General features: G+C 67.3%; 12 protein-coding genes. 11 read left to right on the top strand and 1 reads right to left on the bottom strand.

Annotated features, from left to right (window positions below; all coding sequences use genetic code 11):
• The first annotated feature begins 15 nt into the window (after positions 1–15).
• The 5 genes from ACZ5PO_RS16655 to uvrB all read left to right on the top strand — a co-directional run bounded on the left by ACZ5PO_RS16655 (position 16) and on the right by uvrB (position 7,663).
• Positions 16–1,185, top strand: a complete 1,170-nt coding sequence (locus tag ACZ5PO_RS16655) for an efflux RND transporter periplasmic adaptor subunit (RefSeq protein ID WP_464195408.1) — start codon at positions 16–18, stop codon at positions 1,183–1,185.
• Positions 1,186–1,792: 607 nt separating this feature from the next.
• Positions 1,793–2,614, top strand: a complete 822-nt coding sequence (locus ACZ5PO_RS16650) for a phytanoyl-CoA dioxygenase family protein (RefSeq protein WP_464195406.1) — start codon at positions 1,793–1,795, stop codon at positions 2,612–2,614.
• Positions 2,615–2,648: 34 nt separating this feature from the next.
• On the top strand, positions 2,649–3,863 hold the full coding sequence (locus tag ACZ5PO_RS16645; RefSeq protein WP_464195404.1) for an ABC transporter substrate-binding protein: 1,215 nt from the start codon (positions 2,649–2,651) through the stop codon (positions 3,861–3,863).
• A 127-nt stretch (positions 3,864–3,990) separates the two neighbouring features.
• Positions 3,991–4,776 carry a phytanoyl-CoA dioxygenase family protein gene (locus ACZ5PO_RS16640; RefSeq protein ID WP_464195402.1) on the top strand — a complete coding sequence of 262 codons (786 nt, stop codon included), beginning with the start codon at positions 3,991–3,993 and terminating at the stop codon, positions 4,774–4,776.
• 142 nt (positions 4,777–4,918) lie between these two features.
• Positions 4,919–7,663 carry an excinuclease ABC subunit UvrB gene (gene uvrB, locus ACZ5PO_RS16635; RefSeq protein ID WP_464195400.1) on the top strand — a complete coding sequence of 915 codons (2,745 nt, stop codon included), beginning with the start codon at positions 4,919–4,921 and terminating at the stop codon, positions 7,661–7,663.
• A gap of 65 nt (positions 7,664–7,728) precedes the next feature.
• On the opposite strand, the gene ACZ5PO_RS16630 is transcribed toward uvrB, so the two are convergent.
• Positions 7,729–8,652: a LysR family transcriptional regulator gene (locus ACZ5PO_RS16630; protein WP_464195398.1), complete on the bottom strand. Its 924-nt coding sequence runs from the start codon at positions 8,650–8,652 to the stop codon at positions 7,729–7,731.
• A gap of 227 nt (positions 8,653–8,879) precedes the next feature.
• Between ACZ5PO_RS16630 and ACZ5PO_RS16625 the strand changes: the two genes are divergently transcribed.
• The 6 genes from ACZ5PO_RS16625 (at position 8,880) to ACZ5PO_RS16600 (ending at position 14,381) form a co-directional block, all read left to right on the top strand.
• A complete protein-coding gene (locus tag ACZ5PO_RS16625; RefSeq protein ID WP_464195396.1) occupies positions 8,880–10,139 on the top strand; it encodes a purine-cytosine permease family protein in 1,260 nt (419 codons plus the stop codon).
• Positions 10,136–10,990: a 5-oxoprolinase subunit PxpA gene (locus ACZ5PO_RS16620; RefSeq protein WP_464195394.1), complete on the top strand. Its 855-nt coding sequence runs from the start codon at positions 10,136–10,138 to the stop codon at positions 10,988–10,990. The genes ACZ5PO_RS16625 and ACZ5PO_RS16620 overlap by 4 nt, the downstream gene beginning before the upstream one ends.
• 117 nt (positions 10,991–11,107) lie before the next feature.
• Complete coding sequence (locus ACZ5PO_RS16615; protein ID WP_464195392.1) at positions 11,108–11,347, top strand: acetyl-CoA carboxylase; 240 nt, start codon at positions 11,108–11,110, stop codon at positions 11,345–11,347.
• Between the two features lie 37 nt (positions 11,348–11,384).
• Positions 11,385–12,260 carry a 5-oxoprolinase subunit B family protein gene (locus ACZ5PO_RS16610; RefSeq protein ID WP_464195390.1) on the top strand — a complete coding sequence of 292 codons (876 nt, stop codon included), beginning with the start codon at positions 11,385–11,387 and terminating at the stop codon, positions 12,258–12,260.
• Complete coding sequence (locus tag ACZ5PO_RS16605) at positions 12,250–13,224, top strand: 5-oxoprolinase subunit C family protein (protein WP_464195388.1); 975 nt, start codon at positions 12,250–12,252, stop codon at positions 13,222–13,224. Before ACZ5PO_RS16610 ends, ACZ5PO_RS16605 begins: the two co-directional genes overlap by 11 nt.
• 128 nt (positions 13,225–13,352) lie before the next feature.
• Positions 13,353–14,381 (top strand): LLM class flavin-dependent oxidoreductase, encoded by a 1,029-nt coding sequence (locus ACZ5PO_RS16600; protein WP_464195386.1) that lies wholly within the window; start codon positions 13,353–13,355, stop codon positions 14,379–14,381.
• The last annotated feature ends 10 nt before the right edge of the window (positions 14,382–14,391 follow it).

The raw sequence follows: 14,391 nt of genomic DNA, 5'->3' as shown, positions 1-14,391 counted from the left end.
GACTGGAAGCCCCTTATGCGCATGTGGAAACTCAGTCTCGGTATCGTCGTGGTCGCTGTGGCCGCGGGAGGTGCCTACTTCGGTCTGAAGGACCGCCTGACGCCCGGCGGCAGCACGCCGGCAGCCGCCGCGGCGGCGCCGGGCGGCTTCGCCATGCCCGTCCCCGTCGCCGGCGTCGTCAAGCGGACCCTGCCGATCTACCTGGAGTACTCGGCGCGGACGGAATCGATCCGCAACATCACGCTGCAGGCACGCGTCTCCGGCTACGTGCAGGAGCAGCCGGCGCCGGACGGGGCCAACGTCAAGAAGGGCGATCTGCTCTACAAGATCGACCCGCGCGACTATCAGGCCGCCCTCGACCAGGCCAAGGCCCAGGTACAGCGCGACGAGGCGGCGCTCGACTACGCGCGCTCCAACCTCAGCCGCGGCACCGAGCTCGCCAAGAGCGGCTACCTCGCCCGGGATACCTTCGACCAGCGGACCAGCACCCAGCGCCAGGCCGAGGCGGCGCTCGCCATGGACCGCGCGGCGGTGCGCACGGCGGAGCTCAACCTGAGCTACACCGAGATCCGCGCCCCCTTCGCCGGGCGCATCGGCCGCAACCAGGCGCCGGTCGGGACCCTGATCAGCGTCGCCGGCGCCCCCCTGAACACGCTGGTGCAGCTCGACCCGATCTACGTCACCTTCAATCCGAGCGAGTCCGATCTGGCCGAGATCCAGAAGGCCAGGACCGCCGGCAAGGTGGAGGCCGATATCCTGCTGCCCGGCGAGACCCAGCCGCGCTACCAGGGCGAGCTGACCTTCATCGACAACGTCATCGACCGCGCCACCGGCACGCTGACGGCGCGGGCCACCATCGCCAACAATGACCTCTCCCTGCTGCCCGGCCAGTACGTGCGCGTGCGCCTGCTGATCAAGCAGCAGCCGAACGCCCTCATGGTGCCGCAGACGGCGCTGGGCTCGAGCCAGTTCGGCAAGTACGTCTATGTGGTAGGCCCCGACCACAAGGCGGAGCAGCGGATCGTGACGCTCGGCCCCGTCAGCGGCGAGCTCGTCGCCCTGCTCAAGGGCGTCTCCGAAAGCGATCAGATCATCACCGGCAACCTGCAGAAGATCGGCCCCGGCATGCCCGTGCAGCCGCTGCCGCCGCAGCCGGCATCGCAGCCGCCGGCGGCCAAGGGTTAGCTGGATCGCTCGGCGATCGGGCGGGCTCACCCCCATCGCCGAAGCAGCGTCGAGATCAGCATCGGCGCGCCGCCCGTGCGGGCGGCGGCGGCCTGCGCATGCAACTGGACCTGCGCGGCGGCCCCGACCGCCGGATTGACAGTTTCTATAGTGCACTCTAAATATGTTTCCATAGGGATACCGCACGCCAAGATGCGGTACTCGAGGAAACGTCTCATGAATCAAAAGAGGGATCAGGCGTCCCCGATCAATGCTGGGACTGTTCTGGCCAAGAGCATGAGGCCTCCGGGTCTCCGGGAGCTCTTTGCCTCCCATGGCGGATACCTGGATGCTTGTCCGCCGTCCTCCCCGGACGATGATGTCCGCCTGACCGATGCCCGGCACGCGACGACGGTCGGCCATGCGGCGGAGGCGTTGCCCGCGCCACGCGCGCGGCCGTGTGTTCGCGATCCCCTCCGGTCCAGGGTTCTCCAGCGGCTTGACCGCGAGGTCGCGCAGCGCACCCCGTCATCTCGATGATGTTCGGCCGCGTCTACGCGGAGGGCGAGATCGTCGTCCATCCCCGGTGCCGACGCGCGGCTGCAACGGGAAACAACAGGACGCCATCATGGAACCGACGGCTCAATTGCACCGCAACGGCGAGGGTCTGCAGGCCGCGACTGCACAGTTGCGCGAAGAGGGCTGGTGCGTGGTGCCCGACGTGCTGAGCCGGGAGGAGGCCGCCGGCGTGCTGGAACGCCTCTGGGCGGCCGCCGAGGCGTTTCGCCGGCGCGGGCGCGAGACGCACCTGGCGCAGCTGGATCCGAATCCCGCCAATGTGCGTGTGTTCGATCTGCTGGACCTCGACCCGGTGTTCCGAGACTTGATCCGCAAGCCGGTTGCGCTCGATCTGGTGCGTACGCTGCTGGGCCCGGAGTTCATCGTCTCGAACTTCACGGCCAACATCGCCCGGCCGGGCTCGGGCTCGATGAACCTGCACTCCGACCAGGCCCTGGTGGTGCCGGAGCCGTGGCTCGAGGCGTGGTCGATCAACGTGATCTGGTGCCTGACCGACGCCTATTTCGAGAACGGCGCCACGCTGTTCATTCCGGGCAGCCACAAGGTGAAGCGCCTCGCCGAGCTCGGCCCCGATGCGGCCGCCCGGCTGCGCCCGTTCGAGGCCAAGGCCGGCTCGATCGTCGCGATGGACGGACGCATCTGGCACACCTCGGGCGCCAACATCACCGCCGACCAGGATCGCGCGCTGATGTTCGGCTACTACACGCGCAGCTTCCTCCGCCAGCAGGTCAATTGGAACGTCGTGCTGTCGCCCGAGGTCCAGCAGGAGCTGGATCCGGAGCTCCGCGGCCTGTTGGGCCTGGAGGCCACGGCGAACACCGGCCTGGGGGCAAAGCTGCTGGCGGCAAACGTGGGACGTCGCACGGGGTAAGCAGACAAGACACAACAAAGATGGGGAGGCGAGAATGCACGAGGCCAAGCGCAAGCTGGTCGTCGCGGCCGCGCTAGCGTTCGGAGGGCTAGGGGCGAGCAGTGCCCAGGCACAGAAGGCCTACGACACCGGGGCCACGGACACCGAGATCAAGATCGGCAACATCGTGCCGTACTCCGGGCCGGTGTCGATGCTGGGCACATACGGCAGGGCGCTCGCGGCCTACTTCGACAAGATCAACGCCGAAGGCGGCATCAACGGCCGCAAGATCAAGTACATCTCGCTGGACGACGGCTACAACCCGGCGAAGACCGTCGAGGCCGCCCGCAGGCTGGTCGAGCAGGACGAGGTGCTCATGCTGGTGTCCCCGGTGGGCACGGCGCAGAACGCGGCCATCGGCGCGTACATGAACAGCCGAAAGGTCCCGCACCTCTTCGTCGGGACGGGGGCGCCGCGCTGGGGCGACTACAAGAAGACGCCCTGGAGCATGGGATGGAATCCGAGCCTGCTGGCCGAGGGGCGCATCTACGCCCAGCATGTCCAGCAGACCAGGCCGGCCGCGAAGGTCGCGATCCTCTTCCAGAACGACGACTACGGCCGGGACCTGCTGAAGGGGGTCATGGAGGCCTTCGGCGAGAAGGCCGGCGCCATGATCGTGGCCCAACAGGCCTACGAGGCCACCGATCCGACCGTCGACAGCCAGCTCGCCACGGCGAAATCCAGCGGCGCCGATGTCTTCATCGACCTTTCCACGCCGAAGTTCACCGCCATGGCGATCCGGCGCATCGCCGAGCTCGGCTGGAAGCCGGTGCACTACATCTCCTATTCATCGCACTCCGTCGCCTCCGTGCTCACACCGGCGGGGCTGGACAACGCGGTCGGCGTGATCTCGTCGACCTATCTGCGCGACCCGACCGATCCTCGGTGGAAAGACACGCCGGAGTTCGCCGGCTACGCGGCCTTCATGAAGACCTACTACCCGAGCGGCAACGTCGACGACTTCCTGAACGCCGGGGGCTACACCATCGGCCAGGCGGTCGAGCAGGTGCTGCGCCAGGCCGGCGACAACCTCACGCGCGCCAACATCATGAAGCAGGCGGCCAACTTGGACGTGACGCTGCCGATGCTCTACCCGGGCGTCCGGGTCAAAACGGCGCCGGACGACTACTATCCGATCAAGCAGATGCAGCCGATCCGCTTCAACGGGCGCACCTACGAGCCGATCGGCGGCCTGCTCAAGGGGCAGTAGCGCACCACGTCAGGACGTCGTCCGCCGGCCCAGAGGGCCGGCCGAGACCGGCCCCATTGCGATATTTCCATGACTGGCGCATCGCCGCGTGGCGCATGCTCTCGGGAACCCTGCGGAGGAGCGCAAGTTGCAAACGGCCCTGCCACCCATCACCGACGACCTCGGCCAGGCCGAGCGCGACCTTCAGGAGCATGGCATCTGCCTGGTGACCGGGGTGCTCACCCCCGAGCAACTGGCCGACGTGCGCCACGCATTGTACCGGGCGGCGAAGCTTGACGCTCAGCGCGACGTCACCCACAGCGGCTTCAAGCTCGACTACGGCGAAGGCAACCATCGGGTCTGGAATACGTTGAGCCTGGATCCCGTCTTCGCCGACCTCGTCGAGCATCCCGTGGCGCTGCGGCTCGTCCGGTCGGTCCTGGGATGGCCGGCGCTGCTGGGCAACCAGTCCGCGAACATCGCGCTGCCGGGCTGTGCGGGCGGCATGCTGCACGCCGATCAGATCTTCGTCCAGGAGCCGTGGCCGGCGTTGCCGCAGGGCTGCAACGTGGCCTGGTGCATCGACGAGTTCACCGAGGAGAACGGCGCCACACGCTTCGTTCCCGGCAGCCACCTCCATCACCGCCCGCCCGGCCCCGACGACAAGGACAGCTCGGTCGCGGCGACCGCGCCGGCCGGCACGGTCGTGGTGTTCGAAAGCCGACTCTGGCATCGCACCGGAGAAAACCGCACCACCGACCGGACCCGCGCCGGGCTGTTCGGGTGGTACACCCGGCCCATCTACCGGGCCCAGGAGAACTGGTTCCTGTCGCTCAATCCCAGGATCCTGGAGGGAGCCTCGGACGACCTGCTGGTCCTGCTCGGCTACAAGACCGAGGGTTTGGGGAAGATCAACGGCCGCTCGCCCAGGTAGCAAAGTACCTACCCGCATCCGGGCATGCGCGTCGGATCAAGCCGGGCCGCGACAGCGGTGGGTCGCCGCTCGGCGGTGGACGCAGGGCCGCACGGAGCCGATCACCCTTTCCGCCGCGGCGGTTCCGTCCCATATTGGGACGATGCCGAAAGCCCCCAAGATTCCCGCCTCGGGTTCGACGGAGACGCCCAAGCGGCCGCGCGCCGGCCGGGGCAAGGCCGGCAAGCCCGAGCTCAAGCCGCTCGACGAGCATCTGGCCGATCTGCTCAACCCGGGCATCAACCGCGGCCGCGCCGCGCCAGGCACGGCGGCGAGCGACCGCGCCGGCTTCAGCGAGCGGCCGCAGGCGGCCTACGGCGTCACCACCGGCGAGGCGCTGCCGCCGGATTCGGCCCTGGCCCCCAAGCGCGGCCGCAAGTGGGGTGCGGGCGACCAGAGCCTCAGCCGCGACGAGATCCTCAAGGCCGCCCCGCGGCGCGTGCGCGAGGGCAACGTCGCCGCCGACGGCGAGGACGACGGCGGCGCGCTGACGACGGGCGTCTCGGCGACCATGGACGCGCTGTCCAAGCTGCTCACGGAAGGCGACCCGTCCCACAAGGACAAGCTGTGGACGCCGCACCGGCCGCCGCGCCCGGAGAAGTCCGAGGGCGGCATCGGCTTCACCATCGTGTCCGACTTCGAGCCCGCCGGCGACCAGCCCCAGGCCATCGCCGAGCTGGTGGACGGCGTAAACCGCCTGGAGCGCGACCAGGTGCTGCTCGGCGTCACCGGCTCGGGCAAGACCTTCACCGCGGCGCAGATCATCCAGGCGACGCAGCGCCCGGCCCTGGTGCTGGCGCCGAACAAGACGCTGGCGGCGCAGCTCTACGGCGAGTTCAGGTCGTTCTTCCCGAACAACGCGGTCGAATACTTCGTCTCGTATTATGATTACTACCAGCCGGAGGCCTACGTTCCGCGCTCGGACACCTACATCGAGAAGGAAAGCTCGGTCAACGAGCAGATCGACCGCATGCGCCACTCGGCGACCCGTGCGCTGCTGGAGCGCGACGACGTCATCATCGTCGCCTCGGTCTCGTGCATCTACGGTATCGGCTCTGTCGAGACCTACACGGCCATGACCTTCTCCATCAAGGTGGGGGAGCGCATCGAGCAGCGCCAACTGCTGGCCGATCTGGTGGCGCTGCAATACAAGCGCATCCAGAGCGATTTCGCGCGTGGCACCTTCCGCGTGCGCGGCGACGTCATCGAGTTGTTCCCGGCCCACATGGAAGACCGGGCCTGGCGCATCGGCCTGTTCGGCGACGAGGTGGAGACCATCGTCGAGTTCGATCCGCTGACCGGGCACAAGACCGCCGACCTCTCCTTCGTCAAGGTCTACGCCAACTCCCACTACGTCACGCCCAAGCCGACGCTGGGCCAGGCCATCAAGTCGATCAAGGAGGAGCTCAAGTGGCGCCTCGACGACCTGAACCGGGCCGGCCGCTACCTGGAGGCGCAGCGGCTGGAGCAGCGCACCAGCTTCGACCTGGAGATGCTGGAGGCGACCGGCGTCTGCGCCGGCATCGAGAATTATTCCCGCTACCTCACCGGCCGCAGGCCTGGCGAGCCGCCACCGACTCTGTTCGAGTATCTGCCCGACAACGCCCTCGTCTTCGTCGACGAGAGCCACGTCACGGTGCCGCAGATCGGAGGCATGTACCGCGGCGACTTCCGCCGTAAGGCGACCCTGGCCGAGTATGGCTTCCGCCTGCCCTCGTGCATGGACAACCGGCCGCTGCGCTTCGAGGAATGGGAGGCGATGCGGCCGCAGACGGTGCATGTATCCGCCACCCCCGGCGACTGGGAGATGGAGCGCACCGGCGGCGTCTTCGTCGAGCAGGTGATCCGCCCCACGGGCCTGGTCGATCCGCCCGTCGAAATCCGTCCGGCCCGCAGCCAGGTCGACGACGTCCTGGGCGAGATCCGCGAAACCGCGGCGCTGGGCTACCGGTCGCTGGTCACGGTGCTGACCAAGCGCATGGCCGAGGACCTGACCGAGTACCTGCACGAGAACGGCGTGCGCGTGCGCTACATGCACTCCGACATCGACACCCTGGAGCGCATCGAGATCATCCGCGACTTGAGGCTCGGGGCCTTCGACGTGCTGGTCGGCATCAACCTGCTGCGCGAGGGCCTCGATATTCCCGAGTGCGCCCTGGTCGCCATCCTCGACGCGGACAAGGAGGGCTTCCTGCGCTCCGAGACCTCGCTGATCCAGACCATCGGCCGCGCCGCCCGCAACGTCGACGGCCGCGTGCTGCTCTACGCCGACCAGATCACCGGCTCGATCGAGCGGGCGCTGGCCGAGACCAACCGGCGTCGCGACAAGCAACTGGCCTGGAACGCGGCCAACGGCATCACGCCGCAAAGCGTCAAGAAGAACATCGCCGACATCCTCGACAGCGTCTACGAGCGCGACCACGTCATCGTCGACGCGGGCCTGGCCAAGGAGGCCGCGCCGATCGGCCACAATCTCAAGACCGTGCTGGCCGACCTGGAGAAGCGCATGCGGGCGGCGGCCGCCGACCTCGACTTCGAGACCGCGGCGCGGCTGCGCGACGAGATCAAGCGCCTGCAGGCGACCGAGCTCGCCATCGCCGACGATCCGCTCGCCCGCCAGTCCGAGGTGGAGGACAAGGCCGGCGGCTTCGCCGGCAAGCGCCGCTACGGCAACGCCGGCAACCTGCCGCCGCAGGAGGCCACGCGCGCCCGCAAGCCCACCCTCGACGAGATGGGGCCGCACAATCGCGAGCTGCCGCTGACCCCGGCGAACTTCGTCGCCCCGGCCCGCTCGACCGCCGGCTGGCCCGGCCAGAAGCCGAAATATCGGGGGCGGAAGGGGAAATAGGCTGCGCCAACGATCGGCCACCTTGTTTCTGCTTCAAAGCCTCCGGTCGGTTGCCCGTGGCTGCCCTACGGCGACAGGGGTGCGGCGTTGCTCGCCCGCTGCAGGAACGTGACGAAAGTGCGTGCGGCAGGGCTCATCTTCCGTTCCGCGGGAAAGATAACGGCAACATCCACGGTTGGAACAGAACCGTCGACGTCGCGCGTCTCGATACGCTGCCCGTCCAGTGACCAGGGCCGGTAGATCATATCCGAGAGGATCGAGACCCCCATCCCTGAAGCGACCATCGTGCGAATGGCCTCGACGGACGAGGTCTTGAATACGACCTTCGGCCGGTGCGGAAGCGTGTCCCAGTATCGCTGCGCATAGTCCCACGCACCGTCGATCGTGAGGGCGACATAAGGCTCGCTCGCAATCTCCCGAAATCCAACGGCTTCCAACGCAAGGAAGCGATGATTGGCGGACACCCAAAGCCGCCGCGCCGAGCGATGCAGCGTCTTGATGGTTAGGCGGTCCTCGTGCCCGATGTCGCGAGAGTCCTGGGTCATCGTCAGCGCCAGGTCGAACGGCCCGTTCGAGACCGCACGCTCCACGTTGCGGCGCGATCCTTCCTCGAGGACAACCGTGATGTCGGGGTAGACGCGCCGGAACCGGACGAGCAGAGGCAACAGGAAATAGCCGACGACCGTGTAGGTGACGCCGACACGCACCGTGCCCGTGACGTCGTGCTGGGAGCGGCGCTGCACGTGCAGCGCCTGATCGACCGTCGCCATGATATCCCGCGCGTGGCGCAGGAACTGCTCCCCGTCGGGCGTGAGCGTGACGCCCGTCGAGCGGCGGGTGAGGAGCGTGATGCCCACCACCTCTTCAAGCTGCCGTATCGCCGTCGTGACGGCCGACTGGGAGACGTTGAGCTCGACCGCCGCGCGGCTGAGCTGGCCGCTCTCCGCGGCCGCCACGAAGTAGCGGATCTGTCTGAAGGAGAAACTCAAACGGCGGGCCTCCTGCTCCGGGGGTGATCGAGCATTATAAAAAAAACAGAATACGCCCCATCAATATATAGAAATTCCACAATGCGTCGGATGCCGCTAGCGTGATCTTGCAAAGAGCAAAAAGCCCGGCAAGACCAAACAGGGGTGATCCGATGGCAAGCAGTCCCGTGCCTGACGGAGCGGAAGAACTCGACTACACGAAGCGCCCGGTTCCCAGCAATGGCCGGATGAAGGCGACCTCTCTCACCATGGCCTGGTGGAGTTGTTGCAGCGCGATGTTCTGGATCGTCGTTGCTGCGACGCTGGCTTCGGTCTACGGCACTCGCAATACTTTGATCGGCTTGATTCTTACGATCATTACGTATTCTGCGATCAACGCCGTCATCGCGCGGTATGCGATCCGGACGGGTCTCTCGGTCTCGCTGTTCTCCCGCCTCCTGTTCGGCACGACAGGATCGGCTCTGGCCACATTGATCTTCGCGGCGACCGCCATCTACTACGCGGTGTTCGAGGGCTCGGTCATCGCGCTCGCCGCCACGTTCCTTTATCCCAGCCTCGACTACAAGATTGCCGCACTGCTCGTTGTGCTCTACAGCGTGCCGCTGGTCTTCGGCAGCATTCAGAACTGGCTCGACAAGCTCAACGGCGTGCTGCTGCCGGTCTACCTCGTCGGGCTGGCCGCGGCCGTCGGCCTGGCGATCTACAACTACGGCTACAGCAACGCCTGGCTGTCCGTGGAAGGATCGGCGCCGTCGTCGACCGGCTGGTGGAATGTCTACGTCGCCTATATGGGCGTGTGGATCATGATGATGTTCACGTTCGACTACGCCCGTTTCGGACGCAGCGACGACGAGACTTATCATGCGCTGTTCAACTTCGGTGCGCCATTCTATACGATAGCGTTGCTGCTCAGCGGGCTCGCCGGAATATTCCTGGCCAATACGATCCCGCTCCAGGGCGCTCTGAGCGAGGTCTCGGCGGTGAAGGCCATCATCCTGATGATGGGATTTCTGGGCCTCGTCTTCGTGTGGGCAACGCAGACACGGATCAACACGGCAAACTACTACCTTGCCGCGGTCAACCTGGAATCGCTGGGGCGCCTCACCCTGAGGCTCAACTGGCCGAAATACATCTGGGCCATCGTCGTGGGTCTCATCGTCTACGCGCTGATGATGGCGGACGTGGTGCACTACATCCTGGCCGCCCTCGCCTACCAGGGCATCTTCGTCGTCGCCTGGGTCGGCGTGGCGCTCGCCTACATCCTCTGCAGGGCCCCCGGCGAGCCCGAGGACGCCGGCGCCCGGCCCGACGCGGCCTATCCGGCCTTCAACCCGACGGGTCTGGTGGCGTGGTTCGGCGCCGTCGCCCTGGGTGTCGTTCTAATGAACGTGCCGTGGACGGCCAGCTTCTCGGCACCGGCGACCGCCGTCAGCAGCTTCGTTCTCTATCTTTCGCTGGGCGCACGCACCAGGCTGGCGCGGGCGTGAACAGCGTGGCCGGGCCGCACTCGGCCCGCAACGGCGGCGCCGTCGGGCAGGACGTCGAGATCAAGGGAGCGGGCCCGATGGCGGTCGGAACATTCGATATCAACTGCGACATGGGCGAGGGGTTCGGAAACTGGCGGATGGGCGACGACGAGGCGATCATGCCGCTGATCAGCACGGCCAACGTCGCCTGCGGCTTTCATGCCGGCGATCCGCTCATCATGATGAACACGGTGGCCATGGCCAAGGCGGCGGGCACCGCCGTCGGCGCTCATCCGGGGCTGCCGGATCTGCTCGGCTTCGGCCGCCGCGTGATCAACGTCACGCCGAAGGACCTCCACGCCTACGTGGTCTATCAGGTCGGAGCCCTGTCCGGGTTCCTGCGGCGCGCAGGCGTGCAGCTCAACCACGTCAAGCCCCACGGCGCCCTGTTCCATGTCCTGCGTGAGCCCGACCTGGCCGACGCCGCCCTCGACGCGATCGAGGCCGTGGCGCCGGAGGCCGCGATCTATTGGGCAGGGCCCGCCGATCGTGAGCCCTTCGCCGCCCGCGCCGCCATGCGCGGCATCCCGGTGTGCACCGAGGCCTATCCCGACCTCGACTACGCGGACGACGGGTCCCTCATCGTCGAGCGTGAAAAGCGGCCGGTCGATGCGGACCTCGTCTATGCGCGGATGGTCGAGATCATTTCTCGGAAAACCTTGACCAACCGGACTGGCAAGGTCCTGCCGATGGACGTCGAAAGCGTCTGCGTTCACAGCGACGGACCGAATGCGCTGGCGGTGATCAGGGCCGCGCGCCGCGCGGTTGCCGATTGCGGCCTTGCCGTCGCATGCGCGACGGCACGGGCTTAGCGCCTTGATGGCGCGCGATCACCAACGGCAGGGGCGGCCTACTGATCCAGGTCGTTGACGCATGCCCATCCCTTCATACGCGCAAATCCGAAGAAGACATGCTCCAGGAGCCCCACGATGACACGCGCTGTTCCCGCCCCGATCCCCGGCACGTTCTACAGCAGGCCGGCGCCGGACAAGCCGGCCTTCAAGAGCGAAGGCGAGAGCCTCGCACAAGGCGAGACGGTCGGCCTGATCGAAGTCATGAAGACCTTCACCGAGGTTCAGGCCGAGGCGAGCGGGACGCTCGTGCGGTTTCTTGTCGACGACGAGGAGCCCGTCATGGCGGGCCAGGCGCTCTACGAGATCGCGGACTGACAGGCCTCTGCGCGTGTCCTAGCGATAGAGGGAGACGATGGACGCTAGATACACGTTCGGCGGCGACGAGCATCTGTTCGTCGAGATGAGCGAAAGCATGTCGCTGCAGGCCTTCTTCCGCGCGCTCGGCATCTGCAACGCGGTCCGCGACAGCCGGATCTCCGGCGTGACGGAGATCTGTCCCGCCAATGCCTCGTTGCTGATCCGCTTCAATCCCGACGTCATCGCACCCGGCGACCTCCTCAAGGAGGTCAAGTCGATCGAGGCGGCCGGCGCAGCCGCGAACAGGGTGCTGACGACGCGCATCCTGGAGCTGCCCGTCTACTACGACGATCCGTGGACGCGCGAGACCTTGATGCGCTTCCGCGACCGCCACCAGGACCCCAACGCGACCGACCTCGAGTACTCGGCACGGATCAACGGGTTCGACAGCATCGAGGATCTCATTTCCGCTCATTCCGGCTCGCCCTGGTTCGTCTCGATGGTGGGCTTCGTCGCCGGCTGCCCGTTCATGTTCCAGATGGTGGAGCAGGACAGGCAGATCCAGGTGCCGAAATACGTCCGGCCCCGCACCGACACGCCGAAGCTCTGCGTGTCGCATGGCGGCTGCTTCAGCTGCATCTACCCGGTGCGCGGGGCGGGCGGCTACCAGATGCTCGGCATCACCCCGATGCCGATCTACGACCCCGACCAGGTCACCAGCTACCTTCGCGACTTCATGATCCTGTTCCGCCCCGGCGACATCGTGAAATACCGCTCGATCGGGCGCGAGGAATACGACACCCTGGTCGGGGAACTGGAGACAGGACGCTTCGTCCTGAAGGAGAGCACGGTCTCGTTCTCGCTCGACGCCTTCGAACAGGCGCCGGCACCCTATGCCGGACGGATTCTGGAGGCGCTCAATGGCCATTAAGGTCGTCAAGCCCGGGCTCCAGACCACCGTCCAGGATCTCGGCCGTCCAGGCTATTACCATCTCGGCATCCCGATGTCGGGGGCGATGGACCGCTACGCGCTCACCGCCGCCAATCTCATCGTCGGCAACCACGAGGACGATGCCGGCCTGGAGATCGTCTTCGCCGGCCCACAGCTGCTGTTCGAGGAGCGCCGCACGGTCGCCGTCACCGGGGCGGACATGCCCGTGAAGGTCGATGGTGAGCCGCAGCCCGCCTGGACATCGATCGTGGTGGAAGCCGGCCAAACCCTCTCCTTCGACTTCCTCCGGGCGGGCGCCCGCGCCTATCTCGCGATCGCCGGCGGCATCGACGTGCCGATGGTCCTCGGCAGCCGCTCGACCTACCCGCTCGGCGGTCTCGGCGGTCATCTGGGCCGGGCCCTCATGGCCGGCGACGTGCTGAAGCTCGGGCCGGCAGCCGGGCCGGACTGCACGACGGGGCCTCTGCCGGCCGCGCTGCGCCGCGCGATGCCGGGCGCGGTGGAACTGCGCGTCCTGCCGGGCCTTTATTGGCACCGCCTGACACAGCAGGCCGGTACCGACTTCTTCGAGGACACGTGGAAGGTCGCGCCGGAGGCGGACCGGATCGGCTACCGCTTTCGTGGCGGACGCCCCCTGTCGCTGGTCGAGCGTGAGCCGCCGTTCGGCGCCGGCGCCGACGCCTCCAACGTGGTGGATTGCGGCTACCCCTATGGCTCGGTGCAGGTGCCGGCGGGGGCCGAGCCGATCGTGCTGCATCGCGACGCAGTCACCGGGGGCGGCTATTTCATGCTCGGCACCGTGATCGCGGCCGACATGGACCTGATCGGCCAGTTGCAGCCCCATCAGGCCGTCCGCTTCGTCAAGGTCGACATGGACCAGGCGTTGGCCGCCCGCGCGGTCGAGCTCGACCGGCTCGCGCGGCTCAGGACGGAGCTCGCGTGAGGCACCCTCGGCGCGACGCCTGATCTGCCGCACACCCCGCGCAGCAGCCGCCTCCCGGCATCGAAACCGGGAACGGCGCTTCTTTGCCGCCCCGCACGGGGCCTTGCTCGTCGTCAAGGAGAACGACAGTGAAATTCTCGGTGATATTCAGCCTCGTGGCGCCCCCCGGCAGCCCGACGACGCATCGCCAGACGTTCCATGAGTTCCGTCAACTCTGCCCGCTGATCGAGGATCTGGGCTACCACGGCATCCACGTCACGGAGCATCATTTCCAGGCCGACGGGTTCGTGCCCAGCCCGCTCATGCTGCTGGCGCAGGCGGCTGGTGTGACGCGGCGTGTCCGCCTCGTCACCAACATCCTGGTCAGCACGCTCTACGCGCCCGTGCAGCTGTTGGAAGACCTCGCCACGCTCGACAATCTCTGTGACGGCCGCCTGACCTTCGGCACCTCGCCGGGCTACGCGTCGGAGGAGTTCGCCGGCCGCGGCGTGCCCTATGCCGATCGCTTCAAGCTGCACGAGGAGCTGATCGATTTCATCGAGAAGGCCTGGTCGGATCCGGACGATATCGGCTTCGAAGGCAAGCTCTTCCAGGTTCCTCGCCTCAAGCTAAGCCCGCGCCCCGTCCAGACGAAGCTGCCGATCTGGTACGGTGTCTCCGGTCCCAGGCTGCTCGAACGGGCAGCGCGTCGCCGCGTGCCCCTCACCGCTTCACCGCGCCATACGACGGCGGAGCTGAAGGAGCACTTCGCGCGCTACACCGAGATCGCGGCCGGTATCGGCTACGCCCCGGAGGAGCGTCCGATCTTCCGCGAAGCGCTCGTGCTGGATACGATCGAGGAGGCCGAGCGCTACGGTGCGCCCGGCACCACCGGCTTGTTCGGCATCTACGGCCGCAAGTCGGCGGAGGGCGAGCGTGCGCTCCGCACCGATCACGGCACCCTGGTCACCGACACGGCCATGGTCGACTTCCGGACCATGTCATCGCGCTACATCGTCGGCGACCCGGCCCTCGCCAGGGAGCGCATCCGCGAGATCAAGCGGGAGCTCGAGCCGACCGAAATCGTCTTGCGCATGCAGATGCCAGGCCTTCCGACCGAGCTGCTCGAGCGTTCGCTCCGGCTGTTCGCCGAGCAGGTCATGCCGGCGTTCGCCTGAAGCGAGGCCG

The organism is Chelatococcus sp. KU-N122 (assembly GCF_055391085.1).
Note: the sequence above shows the minus strand (reverse complement) of the source record. Positions and strands in the feature narration are given on the sequence as shown.